Source organism: Rhizobium sp. ZX09 (assembly GCF_017357485.1).
Classification (GTDB): Bacteria; Pseudomonadota; Alphaproteobacteria; order Rhizobiales; family Rhizobiaceae; genus Agrobacterium; species Agrobacterium pusense.
The window spans coordinates 1,603,332-1,622,790 of record NZ_CP031363.1; the positions used below are offsets into that span (position 1 = coordinate 1,603,332).

At 60.3% G+C, this 19,459-nt stretch carries 17 protein-coding genes; 7 read left to right on the forward strand and 10 right to left on the reverse strand.

What is annotated here, in order from left to right; translation table 11 throughout:
• Positions 1-34: 34 nt before the first annotated feature.
• Positions 35-556: a hypothetical protein gene (locus BTN45_RS08020; RefSeq protein ID WP_207589687.1), complete on the forward strand. Its 522-nt coding sequence runs from the start codon at positions 35-37 to the stop codon at positions 554-556.
• Here BTN45_RS08020 and BTN45_RS08025 read toward each other — a convergent pair whose 3' ends face one another.
• The 7 genes from BTN45_RS08025 to BTN45_RS08055 form a co-directional block, all read right to left on the reverse strand.
• Positions 557-2,074, reverse strand: a complete 1,518-nt coding sequence (locus BTN45_RS08025; protein ID WP_207587135.1) for an ATP-binding protein — start codon at positions 2,072-2,074, stop codon at positions 557-559. It lies immediately after the preceding gene.
• Positions 2,075-2,201: 127 nt separating this feature from the next.
• Positions 2,202-3,089 carry an EamA family transporter gene (locus BTN45_RS08030; RefSeq protein WP_207587138.1) on the reverse strand — a complete coding sequence of 296 codons (888 nt, stop codon included), beginning with the start codon at positions 3,087-3,089 and terminating at the stop codon, positions 2,202-2,204.
• Between the two features lie 34 nt (positions 3,090-3,123).
• On the reverse strand, positions 3,124-3,762 hold the full coding sequence (locus tag BTN45_RS08035) for a LysE family translocator (protein WP_045533800.1): 639 nt from the start codon (positions 3,760-3,762) through the stop codon (positions 3,124-3,126).
• 187 nt (positions 3,763-3,949) lie between these two features.
• On the reverse strand, positions 3,950-4,189 hold the full coding sequence (locus BTN45_RS08040) for a hypothetical protein (protein ID WP_207587140.1): 240 nt from the start codon (positions 4,187-4,189) through the stop codon (positions 3,950-3,952).
• A gap of 388 nt (positions 4,190-4,577) precedes the next feature.
• Positions 4,578-5,399 carry a glutamate racemase gene (murI, locus tag BTN45_RS08045; RefSeq protein ID WP_004442486.1) on the reverse strand — a complete coding sequence of 274 codons (822 nt, stop codon included), beginning with the start codon at positions 5,397-5,399 and terminating at the stop codon, positions 4,578-4,580.
• Positions 5,383-6,216 (reverse strand): RNA methyltransferase, encoded by an 834-nt coding sequence (locus tag BTN45_RS08050; RefSeq protein ID WP_004442488.1) that lies wholly within the window; start codon positions 6,214-6,216, stop codon positions 5,383-5,385. The genes murI and BTN45_RS08050 overlap by 17 nt, the downstream gene beginning before the upstream one ends.
• 282 nt (positions 6,217-6,498) lie before the next feature.
• Positions 6,499-7,029, reverse strand: coding sequence for a hypothetical protein (locus BTN45_RS08055; RefSeq protein ID WP_207587142.1), 531 nt, complete (start codon positions 7,027-7,029; stop codon positions 6,499-6,501).
• Positions 7,030-7,243: 214 nt separating this feature from the next.
• On the opposite strand from BTN45_RS08055, the gene BTN45_RS08060 reads away from it, so the two are divergent.
• Both BTN45_RS08060 and BTN45_RS08065 read left to right on the forward strand, forming a co-directional pair.
• Positions 7,244-8,458 (forward strand): NADP-dependent isocitrate dehydrogenase, encoded by a 1,215-nt coding sequence (locus BTN45_RS08060; RefSeq protein ID WP_035210117.1) that lies wholly within the window; start codon positions 7,244-7,246, stop codon positions 8,456-8,458.
• Positions 8,459-8,898: 440 nt separating this feature from the next.
• On the forward strand, positions 8,899-9,525 hold the full coding sequence (locus BTN45_RS08065) for a glutathione S-transferase family protein (RefSeq protein ID WP_207587144.1): 627 nt from the start codon (positions 8,899-8,901) through the stop codon (positions 9,523-9,525).
• A 102-nt stretch (positions 9,526-9,627) separates the two neighbouring features.
• Here the strand turns inward: BTN45_RS08065 and alaS are convergent, their stop codons facing one another.
• Entirely contained in the window at positions 9,628-12,291 is a 2,664-nt protein-coding gene (gene alaS, locus BTN45_RS08070; protein WP_207587146.1) for an alanine--tRNA ligase, read from the reverse strand.
• Between alaS and BTN45_RS08075 the strand changes: the two genes are divergently transcribed.
• Positions 12,290-12,511 (forward strand): hypothetical protein, encoded by a 222-nt coding sequence (locus tag BTN45_RS08075; protein ID WP_006698766.1) that lies wholly within the window; start codon positions 12,290-12,292, stop codon positions 12,509-12,511. The two genes, alaS and BTN45_RS08075, sit on opposite strands and share 2 nt — an antisense overlap.
• Positions 12,512-12,526: 15 nt before the next feature.
• Here the strand turns inward: BTN45_RS08075 and recA are convergent, their stop codons facing one another.
• A complete protein-coding gene (recA, locus tag BTN45_RS08080; protein ID WP_004442498.1) occupies positions 12,527-13,615 on the reverse strand; it encodes a recombinase RecA in 1,089 nt (362 codons plus the stop codon).
• Positions 13,616-13,860: 245 nt separating this feature from the next.
• Between recA and BTN45_RS08085 the strand changes: the two genes are divergently transcribed.
• Both BTN45_RS08085 and BTN45_RS08090 read left to right on the forward strand, forming a co-directional pair.
• On the forward strand, positions 13,861-14,802 hold the full coding sequence (locus tag BTN45_RS08085) for a carbohydrate kinase family protein (protein WP_207587148.1): 942 nt from the start codon (positions 13,861-13,863) through the stop codon (positions 14,800-14,802).
• A 28-nt stretch (positions 14,803-14,830) separates the two neighbouring features.
• Positions 14,831-15,754, forward strand: coding sequence for a pseudouridine-5'-phosphate glycosidase (locus BTN45_RS08090; protein WP_004442502.1), 924 nt, complete (start codon positions 14,831-14,833; stop codon positions 15,752-15,754).
• 285 nt (positions 15,755-16,039) lie between these two features.
• On the opposite strand, the gene BTN45_RS08095 is transcribed toward BTN45_RS08090, so the two are convergent.
• Complete coding sequence (locus BTN45_RS08095) at positions 16,040-18,238, reverse strand: OmpA family protein (RefSeq protein ID WP_113380348.1); 2,199 nt, start codon at positions 18,236-18,238, stop codon at positions 16,040-16,042.
• A gap of 347 nt (positions 18,239-18,585) precedes the next feature.
• On the opposite strand from BTN45_RS08095, the gene BTN45_RS08100 reads away from it, so the two are divergent.
• On the forward strand, positions 18,586-19,359 hold the full coding sequence (locus BTN45_RS08100; RefSeq protein ID WP_004442506.1) for an ABC transporter substrate-binding protein: 774 nt from the start codon (positions 18,586-18,588) through the stop codon (positions 19,357-19,359).
• The last annotated feature ends 100 nt before the right edge of the window (positions 19,360-19,459 follow it).

The following is a 19,459-nucleotide window of genomic DNA, read 5'->3' on the forward strand; positions in this document are numbered from 1 at the left end:
GACGTCTTTATTTCGAAATTTATAAGTGCAAAATATGAAATTTGAATCGATCGACCAGGCAATTTCTGAGAAGAAGCTTTGGCGAGCGAAGGAAATACTTCAAGAAAGGCTCAGCCATCCCGAAGTCGATCTGGCGCTCTTTCAAAAATATGGCGAAGTGCTGCTTGAGATGAACGATCTCATCGAAGCGGGGCGTATGTTGTTCTGCTCGGGCGCAAGGGACGAGCGCTTCCGGGAAGCGATCGATATCTTCCTCTCAAGAAATGACAGGCGCGAACCGCAACGCTTTCTGGCGCGGTTGCCCTCTTCCATGAGACGGCAACGGCATCTTGCGGAATTTGTCGCTTCGCCGGAATTCGAACGCAGCGGATGGACTGCGGCGCAACTCTCCCACATCGTTCCAATACAAACTGATGTCGACGCTCGTCCCTGTCAACGGTCGCATCGCATGACCTCGATACTGGCGATCGTCTCTTTGGTTTGCCTCCTGGCCCTCAGCCTTGTGGGTCTCTACACGACAATCGGCTCCGCAGTGCGGCTTTTTGCAGATTGGTGATTACTCCGCCGCCAGCCTTGCATCATCCTCAGCCGCATCCGCATCGCCGGGCGCGGTTTTTGCGTCGAGATCGGGAAATGCCACGATACGCTTGCCGGAGAAATCGGCATGCACCACCACAAGCTCCTTCTCCTCGAAATAACTAAGGAGACGCCGTGCGCGGCGGGCGGAATGGGTGCCGTAGGCGCGGGCAATTCGGGCATCGGACGGGCAAGGTTCCTCGCCGAGCGCTGCCTTGACGAGCAGCAGGAAAACGCCCTGCAGGTCATCGGAAACCGACATCGACAATTCCAGCGCCTTCTCCCAGCCTTCGCTTGCCGCCATTGCGGCATCAACGCCTGAACGGGCAATCGCCACCTGCCGGCGGAACTCCGCCAGCGTCATCGGCGTGCCGGGAATGCGGCGCATGCGGGCGCGCACCAGGAAATCCTGATACAGCACGGCGTCGGTACGATAGGCGGATTGAGGGTCATCGAGAATTTCGACGAGAACCGCTGAAATCTTTTCCTCGCGCTCCTCGGGCGTTATTTCCGGCTGGCCCGCACGAGGCGACTGCTCCGGTGCTGGACCGACGGCCGCGGGAGTAGACCGGGACAATTCAGCCAGAATATCCGTTGTTGGACGCGGAGCCGGCGGTGTGCGACGAACTGCGGGACGCGTGAATTCTTCCGGGTCCGGCGTGAAAATCAGGTCTTCAACATCCTGCGGCGCATCCGGCAGCGGCATCAGCTTCGGTGAAGAGGAGCGCGCCGAGGTTTCCACCGCCCCGATGACGATGGGCAGCGGACGGCGCGAAAGCGCCGGGCCGAGCGCCACGAAATTGCCGCGCTGAAGATCGCGGAACATTTCCGCCTGCCGCCGGTCCATGCCGAGCAGATCGGCAGCGCGCGCCATATCGATATCGAGGAAGGTACGGCCCATCAGGAAGTTGGACGCTTCCGCGGCCACGTTCTTGGCAAGCTTGGCCAGTCGCTGCGTGGCGATGACGCCGGCAAGACCACGCTTACGGCCACGGCACATCAGATTGGTCATCGCGCCAAGCGAAGCCTTGCGTGCATCTTCCGTGACTTCACCGGCAACCGACGGCGCAAACATCTGCGCTTCATCCACCACCACAAGCACCGGATACCAGAATTCGCGATCGGCATCGAACAGGCCATTGAGGAAAGCAGCGGCCGCCCGCATCTGCTGTTCGATATCGAGACCTTCCAGCGTCAGCACGCAGGAGACGCGGTGCTGGCGAATGCGGTTGGCGATGCCCGCGAGCTCGGCTTCCGTGCGCTCGCCATCCACCACAACATGGCCGAATCTGTCTGATAGCGTGACGAAATCACCCTCGGGATCGATGATGACCTGCTGCACCCATGGCGCCGATTGCTCGAGCAGCCGGCGCAGCAGATGCGACTTGCCGGAACCGGAATTGCCCTGCACCAGCAAACGCGTCGCAAGCAATTCTTCAATATCGAGCTTGGCCTGCTGCCCGCCCGATAGAGTTCCCATGTCGATGCCGACCTGCAATGTTCCGTTCCTCGTACTGCCTCAGATCCGGCCGATTCCCCTCGGGGCGGCCGAACATGCTCTTTACCAAAAAATCGTCGATTGCGTCTCGCCCGTGCCGGTAATGCACAGGCATTTGCGTTCCGGCCTAAGCAGGACGGCGCCAGGCGCGGGCAAAGGCAATACGCCGCCCGAAGACATTGAGCGCCAGCCCGAGAATCACGAGCGCTGCGCCGGCCACTTCGAAGACTGTGATATGTTCCGCAAAAGCGAGATAGGCGCTGATGAAGCCAACGACGGGCACCAGCAGAGAAAACGGCGCCACCGTTCCAGCCGGATACCGCAGAAGCAGATAACTCCAGATACCAGCGCCGACGATTGTCGCACCATAGGCCATATAGATCACCACGAACGCCATGGTCGGCGTCGCATTGACCACCCCACCGACTATCGCCTGAGGACCCTCCACCACGAGCGAAAGCAGGATCAACGGCAGAACAGGCACAAGGCTCGTCCAGGCAACGAAGGAGACCGCATTGACCTGGCCGATGCGGCGATTGACGATGTTACCGCAGGCCCAGGCAATGGCGGAACCGACGCCCATCAGAAGCGGCACCAGCGCCGCCGCCGTCATGCGCTCGACGCCGATGACCGCAAGCCCGCCAAAAGCGATGATTGCACCGAGGATTTGCGACGGCAACGGCCGTTCCCCGAGGAACACCACGGCAAGCGCCAGCGTGAAAAAGGCCTGCGACTGCATGACGAGCGAAGCAAGCCCCGCTGGCAGCCCGAGCTTGATGGCCGGATAAAGCAGGCCGAACTGCACAAAACCCATGGCCATGCCGTAAACGATCATATGCCGCCAGGGCACATTGGGCCTGGGCAGGAAAAACACCAGTGGCACTGCCGCAAAGAGATAACGAACCCCCGTCAAAAACAGCGGCGGCATATCGTTGACGCCGATCTTGATGACAACGAAGTTGAAGCCCCACAAGAACACGGTAACCAGGGCCAGAAGTATATGCGGCAATGCCATTTTATTATGTCCGAATGTCAGTCGATGGAGGGCGTCATACGCTGGCCGCCCTCTTCCAGCCAAAGGCAACGAGACCAGCGCCGATCAGGAGGCCACCGCCCGTGCGGTTGACAATCCGCTGAACCTTCGGCTTGCGGATCGTATTACGGGCGGCACTTGCCAGGAGTCCATAAAGCGCCGCGTTGACAGTGGCAAGCACAAGGAACGTCGCCTCGAAAATCAGCACCTGCGGCCAGAACGGCAATGTCGGCACCAGAAACTGCGGCAAAAAGGCCACGAAGAACACGATGCTCTTCGGGTTAAGCGCGGTAACGATATAGGCATGCAGGAAGATTTTGAGCGGTCTTTCCCGACCCGTCACGCCGGTTCCATCAGTACCATCGCCACCAACCGGCGAACGCCACAGCTTGATGCCGAGATAGATGAGGTAAGCCGCACCGATCCATTTCAGCCCGGTAAAAAGCGCTGCGGATGTGGCGAGCAGCGCCCCAAGCCCCAACATCGAGGCCGTCATGGCGGTGAAATCGCCGAGCGCCACGCCTGTCACCGTTGCCGTGCTCGCCTTGCGGCCATGGCCCAGCGCATAAGAAATGACCAGCAGGATCGTCGGTCCTGGAATGGCAAGCATGATGGCGGACGCGGCCACGAAGGCCAGCCAGTTTTCCAATGGCATGATGAATCTCCTCTATCCCGAGTCTTGAGCAAGCCACGGAAAATGTTTTGCTTCAAGCCGGATTGTACGAGCTGTGCAGCTCTCTCCTAATGCCCCCGGGAAACGTCCCGGTACGAGTTTCTCCGTAATCCGCGGTCAAACTGGGACCGGCCTCTCCCGCATGTGCGTGCGGAAGAGGCCACCATTGTCAAAACCGCGGCGCCCAGTAGGGCTTTTCCCAATCGGGCCGCCTCTTCACGCGCGAAGGGTCGAGGCCGATATCGACCAGAAGGCGCTCTGGCAGATCGGCAGGGTCAGTTGGTGGCGCGCGGGGCACGACAGCGGCAATGAGAACCGCTTTGAGAGTTTTCCAGACGCCGAATGTGACGAACAGACGGTCCACCGCATCCGGCAGCGCATATGCTACCAGTGGTTGATTTTTTTGCATGGGAAATCCATCCCGGCGCGGCAAAGCGGCCAGGTCCTTTATCGATGAAAAACGACAGGACGAAACGACGGGCACAGCAATGATGCCGCACAAACGCGCAGGTCACATGTCGAACGAAATGAAAACGCCAAACGGCAGGGAAATCAGGCCTAAGCCTTATCGGAGGGAGATGCCTCGCATCCCATAACCGCCGATATTCATGCCGGAAAGGCCAGACATGCCGTTAAGGCGCATATTCATGTCATTGGTCATTCCACGCCTCCATTTATAGCGGTTACAGACGAGAAACACCTTACACAGGAAATCCGGCGCGACAAGAGGTCGCAATCTCGAATTGTAAAGAGTCGCAAAAAAGATGCAAAAATGCAACAGACTCATGGAAGGGAAATCAGGACACGGAGACGCTGAGGCCAAAACCCTGCATCAGCCGCCGCGTGGCAAAGTCCGGCTTGCCTGATGTGAAGACGGCGAAGTCGAATCCATCGGGGTGTTCGGCATCCTGGGGCATCGGCACCAGATGACGGGCACGTCTTGCAATTGCCTCGGCGGGATCGAGCCAGTCTACCGGCCAGGGGGCCAGACGGCGAAACACGTTGGCCATGAAAGGATAGTGGGTGCAGGCGAGAACGACGATATCGGTGCGTTTTCCATCGCTTTCGATAAAACAGGGTTCGATTTCGGCAAGCACCGCCTCCTCCGACACCGGCTCCCCCCTGATCCAGCTTTCGGCCATGCGCGCAAGGTTTTCCGAGCCGACAAGGCGGACATGGCATTGCGTCGCGAAGGACTGGATGAGATCGCGCGTATAGGCACGCTTGACGGTGCCGGGCGTCGCCAGAACGGAGACGAGGCCGGAACGGGTGCGCTCCGCCGCCGGTTTGATGGCGGGTACTGTTCCGACAAAGGTCATCTGCGGAAACCGGGCACGCAGATCGGCACCGGCAAGCGTGAAGGCGGTATTGCAGGCAATGACGCAGACTTCCGGGCTGAAATCCTGCAGCAGTTTTTCAAAAAGCGAGAGAATGCGCGCCCTGAGCGCCTCCTCCTCCCAGCCTCCATAGGGAAAACCGGCGTCGTCGGCCACATAGATGAAGCCGCGCTCGGGCATCAGCACGCGCGCTTCGCGCAGCACAGTCAGCCCGCCAATGCCGGAATCGAACACCAGCACCGGCTTCAGCACGTCGGTGGCCGCCTCACTCGTCTTCAGCATTCTCCCCTGCTCCCTCGGCCGATGGCCCCGTTGCCCGACCGGCCTGCTTCGGCCACTGCCGGGGAAAACGGTCGAGCGAATTGATCACGCCGCGGAAAACACTGATTTCCTGCTCGGAAAAACCGCGTCTCGACAGCACGGCACGCAGATTGTCGACCATTTTCGGCTTTTTTTCAGCGGGATGGAAATAACCGCGCGCATCCAGCGCTTCCTCGAGATGTTCGAACAGGCCAAAAACCTGCTCCTTGGTCGAAGGCCGCTGCTCGACGGACTGGAAAAGCGTCTCGCCCAGATCGTCCATGCCTGACTTCATCCACTCATAGGACATCAGGAGCACGGCCTGCGCAATATTGAGCGATGCAAAGGCGGGGTTGACCGGAAATGTCACGATCTCATCGGCCAACGCCACTTCCTCATTGGTGAGGCCCCAGCGTTCACGACCAAACAGGATGCCTGTCTTTTCGCCCGCCTTGAATTTTGCCCTGAGCGTATCGGCCGCAGTGACTGGCGATCGTACCGGCTTGAACCCATAACGCTCGCGCGCGGTCGTGGCATAAACGAAATTGAGATCCTTGATCGCCTCTTCCAGCGTATCGAACACCGTCGTCGCGTCGATGACGTGATCGGCCTTGGAAGCGGCGGAGCGCGCCTTTTCGCTTGGCCAGCCATCACGCGGGTTGACGAGGCGCAGCTCGGCGAGCCCGAAATTGGCCATCGCCCGCGCCACCATGCCGATATTTTCGCCGAGCTGCGGTTCGACCAGAATGATCGCCGGGCCTTCCGCCAGAAGTTCAAGCTCGCTGTTTGTGCCTGCCATCGTTGTTTGTCCGTTTTTTTTAGAAGCGCGGCATAGACTTTGACGCCGATACCGTAAAGCGCGCTTCACTGGCACAGATTGCCGCTAAAATCAAAGTCGGATAGAGCGCACACCCGCTCGGCTTTGCTGGAGATGAGAGCAACACCGCTACCCCGTCATCCTCGGGCTTGAACCGAGGATCCACAACCCGTTGAAATCAATGGATCCTCTGGCCAAGCTCGAGGATGACGGGGAGTGTGGCGAAAACCTCGCATCACTCTCCACCGGCTCAAACGGGACCCATTACTCCCCCTTGATGATGTTCGCCATCTCCTGACGCAGCGAGTCCCGGCCTTCGTCGCCAACCCGGTGAATGTCGCTGATGACAGGCCGCCCCTCCTCCTCGATCACATCGAAATGCACCTCGTCCACGGTCGCCTTCATCTCCGCCTCATCCATGCAGGCCCAGAGCTTGAATTTGGCCGTCACGTCAGTCACGCCATCCTTCACCGCGCCCGCCGTCACGGACACATCCTGCAGCGGGCAGCCATCCTGCGAGTTGGTCACGACATCATAACCGAATGGATCGCCCTTCTCGCCGCTTTCGGCCTCGTAAGCCGGCTTCTTGGAGGCTTCGCGGTATTGCGCGACGAACTCCTTGCTGAAGAGGCTCGTCAGCATGTCCTCGTCGAATATGTATTTCCAGTTTTCCGCATCGCCGGACCAGTTCTTGACGGTGATGTCCATCACCTTCTGGACGGGATCGGTGGGACCGGCGGCGAGGGCGGCGTGGGAAAAGAGGGCGGCGGCAGACAGAAGCAGAATTTTCCGCATGATATGATCCCGGTAGAGGCCCAGAGACGGGCGAAGCGATTCGCCTGACTGTATTCCGGCATTATGGTTTGGCAATGCGCAAAGCGTTATTGCGCTGCGCCAAAAAAGCGCCCCCCATGGCTTTGCCTCAGGCGCGTGCGATGCTATAGCCCCACCGGATATTTTTCCGACTATGGGCGTCAACAGGCGCCACAGCTTCGAAGGTGAGGAATTCATGGCAAAGATCAAGGTAGCCAATCCAGTCGTCGATCTCGACGGCGACGAAATGACCCGTATCATCTGGCAGCTCATCAAGGACAAGCTGATCCTGCCATACCTCGATCTCGACATCGAATATTACGACCTCTCAGTTGAAAACCGCGACGCCACCAACGATCAGGTCACGGTTGACGCGGCCCACGCCATCAAGAAGCACGGCGTCGGCATCAAGTGCGCCACCATCACCCCGGATGAGCAGCGCGTCGAGGAATTCGGCCTGAAGCAGATGTGGAAGAGCCCGAACGGCACCATCCGCAACATTCTGGGCGGCGTCATCTTCCGCGAGCCGATCATCTGCAAGAACGTTCCGCGCCTCGTTCCGGGCTGGACGAAGCCGATCGTTGTTGGCCGCCACGCTTTCGGTGACCAGTACAAGGCAACCGATTTCAAATTCCCCGGCAAGGGCAAGCTGACGATCAAGTTCGTCGGTGAAGACGGCCAGGTTATCGAAAAGGACGTTTTCGACGCTCCGAGCGCCGGCGTGGCTCTTGCCATGTATAACCTTGACGAATCCATCCGCGAATTCGCCCGCGCCTCCATGAACTATGGCCTGATGCGCAAGTGGCCGGTTTACCTCTCCACGAAGAACACCATCCTCAAGGCCTATGACGGCCGCTTCAAGGATATCTTCGAAGAAGTCTACCAGACCGAATTCAAGAAGCAGTTCGACGAAATCGGCATCACCTATGAGCACCGCCTCATCGACGACATGGTCGCTTCCGCGCTGAAGTGGTCCGGCGGCTACATCTGGGCCTGCAAGAACTATGACGGCGACGTTCAGTCGGATACGGTTGCTCAGGGCTTCGGCTCGCTCGGCCTGATGACCTCGGTTCTTCTGTCCCCCGATGGCCGTACGGTCGAAGCCGAAGCGGCACACGGCACGGTCACGCGCCACTACCGCCAGCACCAGAAGGGTCAGGAAACCTCGACCAACTCGATCGCCTCGATCTTCGCCTGGACCCGTGGCCTCGCCCACCGCGCCAAGCTGGACGACAATGCGGAACTGGCTAAGTTCGCGGCAACGCTCGAGACCGTCTGCGTCGACACCGTCGAAAGCGGCTACATGACCAAGGACCTGGCGCTCCTCATCGGACCGGATCAGCCCTGGCTCTCCACCACCGCCTTCCTCGATAAGATCGACGAAAACCTCAAGAAAGCGATGGCTGCCTAAACCTGCTTTACCAAGACGTCAAAACCCGGCCTCAGTGCCGGGTTTTTTATTTGCACGGTATAGACGAGGCATTCGTTCAATAGAACCGAAATGGACAACCAGATAGCGAACAAATATCGTTACGTGCCGGCTGGTTGAGCCAAGAGAAAAAACTCTGACACAACGCAGATTTCTTTTTGTTCACGGCATCTTGATTAGCGGTTGCACTAAGCGCAGAATTTGATTCTGCGTGTCCAGGGCCAGCAGGACAATAAGACTAAGATTAAACAGCATCTACTTGCACACAACTTGCCCGACACAGTCAAACGTTCATCGTAGCATCCACGCGATCTTGGAAAGACGCTAGGGATGTTGCGGACTTTAAAAATATGAAACGCAGGCCGAAAGCCCTTTGGGTTCGCCTGATGTTTCGACGATTTTGCTTGGGGAGGCAAAAGAGCATGAGTGAACTGATCTTTTACACCAACCCCATGTCGCGCGGGCGCATCGCGCGGTGGATGCTCGAGGAAGTGGGCGTTCCCTATCGAACCGAGATACTTCGTTTCGAAACCTCGATGAAATCGCCCGCCTACCGGCTGATCAATCCGATGGCCAAGGTGCCCGCCATCAAACATGGCGATACCATCGTCACCGAGGCCGCCGCGATCTGCGCCTATCTGGCTGACGCCTTTCCCGGCGCGAACCTTGCGCCCACACCCAAGTCACGCGGGCTTTATTACCGCTGGATGTTCTTTGCCGCAGGCCCGCTGGAAATGGCGGCGAGCATGAAGGCAATGGGTTTTGAAGTGCCGACCGACAAGCTGCGCATGGCCGGCTGCGGCAGCTATGCGGATGTGATGAACACCCTGGAACGGGCTGTCAGCGAGAACCGCTTCATCGCCGGCGATCTATTCACCGCCGCCGATGTCTATGTCGGCGCCCATGTTGGCTGGGGCCTGCAATTCGGCACGATTGAAAAACGCCCGGCCTTCATCGACTACTTGTCGCATCTGACCGAGCGCCCGGCCTTCAAGCGAGCCACGCAGCTTGACGAGGAAGCGGCGAAGGATATGAAAGCGACGCACTAGGAGCTTGGCGCCGCCGAGCGCAGAATAGTCGTTAAACCATCAACAAACGGAAATTCACAAGAAAAAGGCGGGCCAAAATCCCGCCTTCTCTTATTCTGTCGATCAGGCCGCCAACGCCGCGGCAACCGCTTCGATGGCCTCCTGCGCCTTGGCGCCATCAGGACCACCTGCCTGCGCCATGTCCGGTCGGCCGCCGCCGCCCTTGCCGCCAAGTGCGGCGGAAGCAGTGCGGACGATATCGACGGCGCTGAAACGGGACGTCAGATCTTCCGTCACGGCGGCGACAGCGCTTGCCTTGCCATCTTCGGAAACGGCGATCAGCAGCACGACGCCAGAGCCAAGATTGGCCTTGGCCTCATCGGCGAGCCCCTTCAGATCCTTGGCATCGATACCAGCAAGGGATTTTGCCAGGAAGTTGACGCCCGCGACCTGCTTGACGTCGCTTGCCCCGGCATCGGCCGAACCGCCGCCCATGGCGAGTTTGCGGCGGGCATCGGCGAGCTCACGCTCCAGCTTCTTGCGCTCGTCCAGCAGGCCTTCAACGCGCGACAGAACATCGCCCGGCTGAACCTTCAGCGACGAGGCGAGCGCCTTTACCCGCTCGTCCTGTTCCGCGAGATAGGCAAGCGCGCCCTGGCCGGTTACGGCTTCGAGGCGTCGCACGCCCGCACCCACGGCGCTTTCACCGAGAATGCGGATGAGGCCGATCTGACCGGTGGCGCCCACATGCGTGCCGCCGCAAAGTTCGACCGAATAGGGACGATTGGCCTTTGCGCCATGCAGGCCGGTACCCATGGAGACAACACGAACCTCGTCGCCGTATTTTTCGCCGAACAGCGCCATTGCGCCCTCGGCAATGGCGTCATCGACGCTCATCAGGCGGGTGACGACAGGCGAGTTCTGCAACACGATTTCGTTGGCCATCTCTTCGACGACCTTCAACTCCTCAGCCGACATCGGCTTCGGATGTGAAACGTCAAAGCGCAGGCGCTCGGGCGCGACCAGCGAACCCTTCTGGGCGACATGGGTGCCGAGCACTTCGCGCAGCGCCTCATGCAGCAAATGGGTGGCGGAGTGATTGGCGCGCAGACGCGAGCGGCGGTCATGATCGACCGTCAACTGAACGGCATCGCCCACTTTCAGGCCGCCCTTGGAGACGGTGCCCATATGAACGAAGAGGCCTTCGCCGCGCTTCTGGGTGTCGGAAACGGCAAAAGCGCCGTTATCGCCGGAGATTACGCCGGTATCGCCCATCTGGCCGCCGGACTCGCCATAAAACGGCGTCTGGTTGACGACGACCTGCACGGTCTCACCATCCGCAGCGCTTTCGACAGCCTTGCCGTCCTTGACGATGGCCTGCACGACGCCTTCGGCGGTTTCCGTATCGTAACCGAGGAACTCGGTGGCGCCGAGCTTTTCCTTGAGTTCGAACCAGATCGTTTCGGTGGCCTTGTCGCCGGAACCGGTCCAATGCGAGCGGGCTTCCGCCTTCTGGCGCTCCATGGCATCGGTGAAGCCGGAAATATCGACGCCGATTTCGCGGGCGCGCAGTGCGTCCTGCGTCAGGTCGAGCGGGAAACCATAGGTGTCGTAAAGCTTGAAAGCGGTCTCGCCATCCAGCATGTCGCCCTTGTGCAGGGTCGAGGTGGCATCCGACAGCAGCGACAGGCCGCGTTCCAGCGTCTTGCGGAAACGGGTTTCCTCAAGCTTCAGGGTTTCGGAGATCAGCGCTTCGGCGCGGACCAGTTCCGGATAGGCGCGACCCATCTGCTGCACCAGCGACGGCAGCAGCTTGTAGATCAGCGGCTCGCGCGCGCCGAGCAGTTCGGCATGGCGCATGGCGCGACGCATGATGCGGCGCAGAACATAACCGCGGCCTTCATTGGACGGCAGCACGCCATCGGCGATCAGGAACGCAGACGACCGCAGGTGGTCGGCGATAACGCGGTGGCTGGCGCGCTTTTCGCCTTCAGCCGGAACACCCGTCGCTTCGACGGAAGCGGCGATCAGTGCGCGGAACAGGTCCGTATCGTAATTGTCATGCTTGCCCTGCAGCAATGCGGAGATACGCTCCAGACCCATGCCGGTGTCGATCGACGGGCGCGGCAGGTCGATGCGCTCTTCCTTCGTCACCTGCTCATATTGCATGAAGACGAGGTTCCAGATTTCGATAAAGCGGTCGCCATCCTCTTCCGGCGAGCCGGGCGGGCCGCCCCAGATATGATCGCCATGGTCGTAGAAGATTTCGGAACAGGGGCCGCAGGGTCCGGTATCGCCCATCGCCCAGAAATTGTCGCTGGTCGGGATGCGGATGATGCGGTCGTCGGAGAAACCGGCGATCTTCTTCCAGAGGTTAAAGGCCTCGTCGTCGGTGTGATAAACCGTGACCAGCAGGCGATTGCGGTCGATGCCGAATTCCCTGGTGATCAGGTTCCAGGCGTGCGTGATCGCCTCTTCCTTGAAATAATCGCCAAAGGAGAAGTTGCCGAGCATTTCGAAGAAGGTGTGGTGACGGGCGGTATAACCGACATTGTCGAGGTCGTTATGCTTGCCGCCAGCGCGCACGCATTTCTGCGCGGATGCCGCAGTAGAATAAGGACGGCTTTCCAGACCGGTGAAGACGTTCTTGAACTGCACCATGCCGGCATTGGTGAACATCAGCGTCGGATCGTTGCGCGGCACCAGCGGGCTGGAGGGCACAATCTCGTGTCCGTTCTTCTTGAAGTAGTCGAGGAAGGTCGACCGAATTTCATTTACACCGCTCATGCCCACACACCGCTCACAGCTGGAGTCCATCACCGCCATCGGAAATGATGGCTATATTGCAAAATCAATGGCTTTTATCGTCCGCATCCTGCCCTGTCCAGCCATGGAGACCGGCGAAGGCGTACCGACAAAGAAAAAGGGCCATACGACAGAAATCGCACGGCCCATTTTGTTCAATTCGATTCACATCGAGACAGGCGATCCGGCAACGGATGCCTGAAGCTCGACGGCAGGATCAGCCTTCGTCACCGTCGCCGTCATCGCCGGAATCAGGACCGCCATTCTGCAGGAAACGATCCGCAATCAGGCCAGCGTTCTGGCGCAGCGCCAGCTCGATCTCGTTTGCCGTATCGGGGTTGTCGCGCAGGAAGGTCTTGGCGTTTTCACGCCCCTGCCCCAGACGCTGGCTGTTATAGGAGAACCAGGCACCGGACTTTTCAACGATACCGGCTTTTACGCCGAGGTCGACAAGCTCACCGGTCTTGGAAACTCCTTCGCCATACATGATGTCGAATTCCACCTGCTTGAAAGGCGGCGCCATCTTGTTCTTGACGACCTTGACGCGGGTCTGGTTGCCGACAACCTCTTCGCGTTCCTTGACAGCGCCGATACGGCGGATGTCGAGGCGAACGGAAGCGTAGAACTTCAGCGCATTACCGCCAGTTGTCGTTTCCGGCGAACCGAACATGACGCCGATCTTCATGCGGATCTGGTTGATGAAGATGACCATGCACTTCGACTTGGAGATCGAAGCGGTCAGCTTGCGCAGCGCCTGGCTCATCAGACGCGCCTGAAGACCCGGCAGGCTGTCGCCCATCTCACCTTCAATTTCCGCCCGCGGCGTCAGCGCCGCAACGGAGTCGACCACGAGAACGTCGACCGCTCCGGAGCGCACCAGCGTATCGGTGATCTCAAGCGCCTGCTCGCCCGTATCCGGCTGCGAGATCAGCAGGCTCTGCAGATCCACGCCAAGCTTGCGCGCATAGACCGGATCAAGCGCATGTTCGGCGTCAACGAAGGCGCAGATGCCGCCCTTCTTCTGGGCTTCCGCAATGGTCTGCAGCGCCAGCGTCGTTTTACCCGAGCTTTCCGGACCGTAAATTTCAATGATGCGCCCCTTCGGCAGTCCGCCGATGCCGAGCGCGATATCCAGGCTGAGCGAACCCGTCGAAACGGTCTCCACCTCAACCACATTTTCATTGGAACCGAGCTTCATGATCGATCCCTTGCCGAACGACCGTTCGATCTGGGAGAGCGCCGCTTCCAGTGCCTTGCTTTTATCCACCGATTTATCCTCTACGAGACGCAAAGAATTTTGTGCCATCCGAACCACCTTTAGGTTATTGAAGCCGCACAGGCAATGTAGCAGTATGGGAACGGTATGTACTCTATTTGTTCTCATTTAACAAGGCTGAGCCAGCATATTGAAAACAAATAGTGATAAGTCGTTTGTTCTGCTTTCGTTTTTCTGTGCGCGGCCCTTGCCGCAAACCGGAGGCGAGGTCAGGAAGACGTCAGTTTAGGCCGAATCGTCCGGCCTTACCATCCGCCAGAGAGGGAAACGCAAGCGTGAAGAAAATACTCGTTCTGGGCGGCGCGCATATCGACAGGCGCGGCATGATCGAGACTGAAACGGCGCCGGGCGCCAGCAACCCCGGCTCCTGGATGGAAGAGGCGGGCGGCGGCGGTTTCAATGCTGCACGCAATCTCTCCCGGCTCGGCTTTCAAGTCAGGATCATCGCGCCGCGGGGCGGCGACGTGACGGGAGAAGCCGTTGCGGAGGCTGCACGACAGGCTGGCGTGGAGGACACGCCGTTCACCTTCCTCGACCGGCGCACACCGAGCTACACCGCCATTCTGGAGCGTGACGGCAACCTCGTCATCGCGCTCGCCGATATGGACCTCTACAAGCTCTTCACGCCGCGCCGGCTCAAGGTCCGCGCCGTCCGGGAGGCCATCACCGCAAGCGATATCCTGCTCTGCGACGCCAACCTGCCCGAGGATACGCTGACTGCACTTGGCCTCGTTGCCCGCGCCTGCGAAAAACCGCTGGCGGCCATAGCCATTTCGCCGGCCAAGGCGGTGAAGCTGAAAGCGGCGCTCGGCGATATCAACATCCTCTTCATGAACGAGGCGGAAGCGCGCGCGCTCACCGGCGAGACGGCCACTGACGTTCGTGACTGGCCGGATATCCTGCGCAAGGCCGGGCTTTCCGGCGGCGTCGTCACCCGCGGCGCCAGCGAAGTCGTGGCCTTCGACGGAAATGAAAAAGCAATCCTCCACCCGCCCCTCATCCGCGAAGTGAAGGATGTAACCGGTGCGGGCGACGCCATGGCGTCTGGCTACCTCGCCGCCATTGCCGAAGGAAAGACGATTGCCGAAGCCCTGAGACGGGGCGCTGCGGCAGCTGCAATCACCGTGCAATCGCCCTTTGCCACCGCGCACGACCTATCAAAAGACAGTGTCGAAGCCATGTTGGGGCTTGTTCCCCAGGCTGAAATGCTGGCATGAACCGCTTTTAAGAACTGGAACAAAGTAAATGACCCGCCCCATCTCCCCTCTCCTGCCCATCGTCTATTCTCAGGAAGTCGCCGCCGCCAAGCAGCGCGGTGCGCCGATCGTCGCGCTTGAATCGACCATCATCACTCATGGCATGCCCTACCCCGGCAATATCGAGATGGCGGAAAGCGTCGAGCAGATCATCCGTGATCAGGGCGCGGTTCCGGCCACCATCGCCGTCATTCACGGCACATTGCATATCGGCCTCGAGAAGGATCAGCTCGAGGCCCTGGCCCAGACCACGGATGCCATGAAGGTGTCGCGCGCCGATATCGCCTTTGCGATCGCCGAGCGCCGCACCGGCGCCACCACGGTTGCCGCGACCATGATTGCCGCCGCGCGCGCCGGCATCCGCGTGTTTGCCACGGGCGGCATCGGCGGCGTGCACAAGGGTGCGGAAGAAACCTTCGACATCTCCGCGGATTTGACGGAGCTTGCAAAGACCGGAGTGATCGTCGTCTGCGCCGGCGCCAAGGCGATCCTTGATATTCCGAAGACGCTCGAAGTCCTCGAAACCAACGGCGTACCCGTCGTCACTTTCGGTTCGGAAGAATTCCCGGCCTTCTGGTCTCGCTCCTCCGGCCTGCCAAGCCCGCTTTCGCTCAACAGCCCGGCCGCAATCGCCAACTTCCAGGTAACCCGCGAACAGCTCGGCATCGATGGCGGCATGCTGGTGGCCAATCCTGTGCCGGAAGCTGACGAGATTCCGCGCGAGGAAATGGAAATCTACATCAACCGCGCCATCTCGCACGCCGAGCGGGATGAAGTGACCGGCAAGGCTGTCACGCCGTATCTGCTGGGTGACATTTTCCGCCTGACGGATGGTCGCAGCCTCGAAACCAATATCGCGCTGGTTCGCAACAACGCGCAATTAGCGGCTGAGATTGCGGTGGCGCTGAGCTAACCGTCGGGGTTGGGATCATCCTCAAGCTTGCGGGTGACGCCAGGGTTCGAAAACCTCGCCTCCGTGATGCCGGACTAGATCCGGCATCCAGCCGCGGCGCGTCTGCGCCGTGAAAGAGTCTTTCGTGATCAAGGACTTGATCACGCTGGACCCCGGATCTGGTCCGGGGTGACGGATTGCGGATGATCAAGTTCTGCCAAACGCCTCGGCGCTGGGGACATCGTAAGCAATAAAAAGGCCCGGAGAGCTTTCGCTTCCGGGCCTTGTTTTTCTATTTGAACCCGATCAGTTCTGAGCGACCGGCTTCACCAGCGGCGTCACGCGGCGGATGGTGACGCGGCGGTTCTGCTGTTCCGGGCCGAGTGTCTGGACTTTCAGGTAACGCTCGCCATAACCCTGCGTCGCGAGGTTTTCCGGCGGGATGCCGTAAACATCGGTCAGCACGTTGGCGACGGAGGCAGCGCGCTCGTCAGACAGTACAAGGTTGCTTTCATCCGAACCGACGGCATCGGTATGGCCTTCGATGAGGAAGGTTTCCGCCGGGTTCTTTTCCAGCGCCTTGTTGATTGCGTCGGCCACCTTGCGCAAGGAGCGAGCCTGCGCCATCGGGATTTCAGCGCTGCCGGTCGCGAAGGTGATCGTATCGAGGTCGATACGGCGCACCTTGTCACGGATGCGAGCCGAATAGCGCACTTCATCCAGCGAATAGACACGTTCCACCGGCTCGACAGGCGGCTGTTCCAGGAAGCGGTAATAATCGCGATCCGGATCGCTCGACGTGTCGATGATGTAGTCCGTCACGGGAATGCGCAGACGCATGGGCGGCAGATCGAGACCGGGGTCGCGATAAACGTAATCGCGGTCCGGGTCGTCCATCAGCTCCGGTGCGTAGAACAGCACATATTCGCGGCCGCGATCGTCAATGCGCGAACGCTGGATCACGTCGCCATAACGGTTGCGGATCGTCACGACCTGCGTGCCATCCCGGCGCTCCACGGTTTCGCGGACACGGCCGCCCTGCAGGCGCTCGTAATAGGGCTCGCCGCCATCGCGGATGAAGCGCTGGTTGTCATCGCCACGAACGACGACGCGGTCACCGAACTGCAGAATGATCGGCGCATCGCCATCGCGATCACGCGGACGACCCTCGCGCGGCTGCCATTCGCGTACACCGTCCGGCCGCTCATATTGCGGGCGGCGGTCGATGCGCTCGCCCTGCTGGGAAGTGATGGCTTCCAGCTTTACGGGTGGCGGCGGAGCCTTGCCTTCAGCAGCACCGGCGCGTTGCGCCTCGGCGTCGGAGGTCGGGACCTTGAAGTCGCCGGCCTGTTCGCGTTCACGACGGCGTTCCTCGCGGGTCTGGCGGTTGCCGGAGCGCTCCACTTCCTTGTCGCTGTCGAGAACGGCAGCCCCCTTGTCGACCGGCAGGATGACGGTGTCGGCCGTCTTGGACGGGTCCTTGGCGATCGCCTTGGCCTTGTCCAGCTCCTCCTTCGTCATCGGCGGGGCTTCCGTCTGCGGAACGGCAACCTGGTTCGGCACCGGTTCGCCGGCAGGCGCCTGCCCGGTCGTCGCACCGCTGGGCGGCGGGGTCGGCGCGCCTGGCAGCGGGGCTGCGGGTTCCGTTCTACCCTGACCTTCTACCGGCGGCTGTTCGGAAGGCTGGCGGCCAGGTGCAGGGTTTGGTTGGGCCTCGGGTGCCGGCGGGCGCGCGGGCGTCGGCGCTTCTGTCGGAACAGGTGCTTCCTTCGCGGCGGGCTCGGGAGCGGCAGGCTTTTTCTCGGGAACGGCTTTTTCGGCCGGTTCGGCTTTCTGTTCAGGGGCCTTTTCCTCTACTGCCGGTTTTTTGGCGGGTGCCGGCTCACGGGACTTGGCCGGCTGCTCGGCATTTTCAGGGCGAGCTGCGGGCTCCTGTTCGGCCGCAGGCTCCTTCGCACGCTCCTTACGGGGACGCTCGGGACGCTGTTCGCCCTCGCCTGCAGGCTGCTCGGCCCGTTCCGGGTTGCGCGGACGTTCCTTCGGCTGCTGTTCGGCAGGCGCAGCTTCAGGCGCGGCCTCACGCTGACGAGCCGGGCGCTGTTCACCCTCGCCCTGCGGCTCCTGCGCCCGTTCAGGCTTGCGGGGACGCTCCTGCGGCTGCTCGTCCGGCGCAGGCTCCGGGCGGGCCTCACGCTGCTGTGGTTCCGGCGGCGCTTCGCGCTTGGGCTCCGGCTCGCGCTGGGGCTCCGGTGCGCGCTCTTCACGCTTCGGTTCGGCAGGTTGCGCCTCTTCGGCGCGCTGACGCTTCTTCTTCAGTTCTTCTTCAGGGTTTTCCTGCGCCGGCTCCGCCTGCGCCAGGATTATCTGGCCGGGCGCGGTTTGAGAAACAGGCGCCTGGGCGCGGGCCGCGCCGGCAAAGCCTGCCGCTGCTGGCTCAACCGCGATCGCGAGAGACATGAGTGGAAAAACCACCCCGGTCAGCAATGTGTTTTTCTTTTTCAGCATCAGTGCTTCCTCATCTGCCGTCATTTTATGGGTCGCGAATGACGCGACGTCGTGGGCCCGGCTTGGCACGCAGGCGCTGTTCAACGCCTTACACACGCTCAGGTTCCCATGATGACCAAAGCCTTCTGTACCGGAAATGAACAGATCAAGGCCTTTTCGTGGAGGCTCTGCGGCACAAAGAAGGTCGCTAATATTGCAGTTGCATTTTTTGACCAAGCGGATGAATAATCACATCCGCGCTGAAGGCCACAGGCGGTATCCTCCGTCCTGCCGCGCCTTGGCGCCCATGACGTCCGCACTGAAAACAACAACAGACCGCGGATGAACGACCAAAAGAGAGGATCGAAATGCCTATTTCCACCCGTCTGCTCGCAGCCGTATCGATTGCCGCCATCTCGCTCTTTTCCGGCGCGGCTCTCGCGCAGGACAAGATTGTCATCGGCACCGAAGGCGCCTACCCGCCCTTCAACAATCTCGAAGCCGACGGCACGCTGACCGGCTTCGATATCGACATCGCCAAGGCGCTGTGCGAACAAATGAAGGCCGAGTGCACCTTCGTCACCAATGACTGGGACGGCATCATCCCCGCCCTTCAGGCCAAGAAGTTCGACGCCATCATCGCGTCCATGTCGATCACCCCGGAACGTCTCCAGAAGGTCGACTTCTCCAAGAAATATTACAACACGCCGCCGGCGATCGCCGTGCCGAAGGATTCGCCGATCAAGTCCCTCGACGATCTCAAGGGCAAGTCGCTCGGCGCACAGGGCTCCACCACCCACTCCAACTACGCTGAAAAACACTTCCCGGATTCCGATGTGAAGATGTATCCGACCGCAGACGAATATAAGCTGGACATCGCCAATGGCCGTATCGACGCCGTCATCGACGATATCGTCGTGCTGTCGGAATGGCTGAAGACCGATGCCGGCAAGTGCTGCAAGATCCTGACACCGCTCAAGGTCGACGTCGACATCAACGGCAACGGCGCAGGCATTGCCGTTCGCAAGGGCGACACGGCGCTGGCCGACAAGTTCACGGCTGCCATTGCCGGCATCCGCGCCAGCGGCAAGTACCAGGAGATCAACAAAAAATACTTCGATTTCGACGTTTACGGCGAGTAAGCCGGTTCGATCTGTTGAAATCTCGTGGCGGAAGGCTTGCCCTTCCGCCATTTTTGTTTGAAAACGTCACCATAACAATCACGGCGGCTTAAGACCGCAG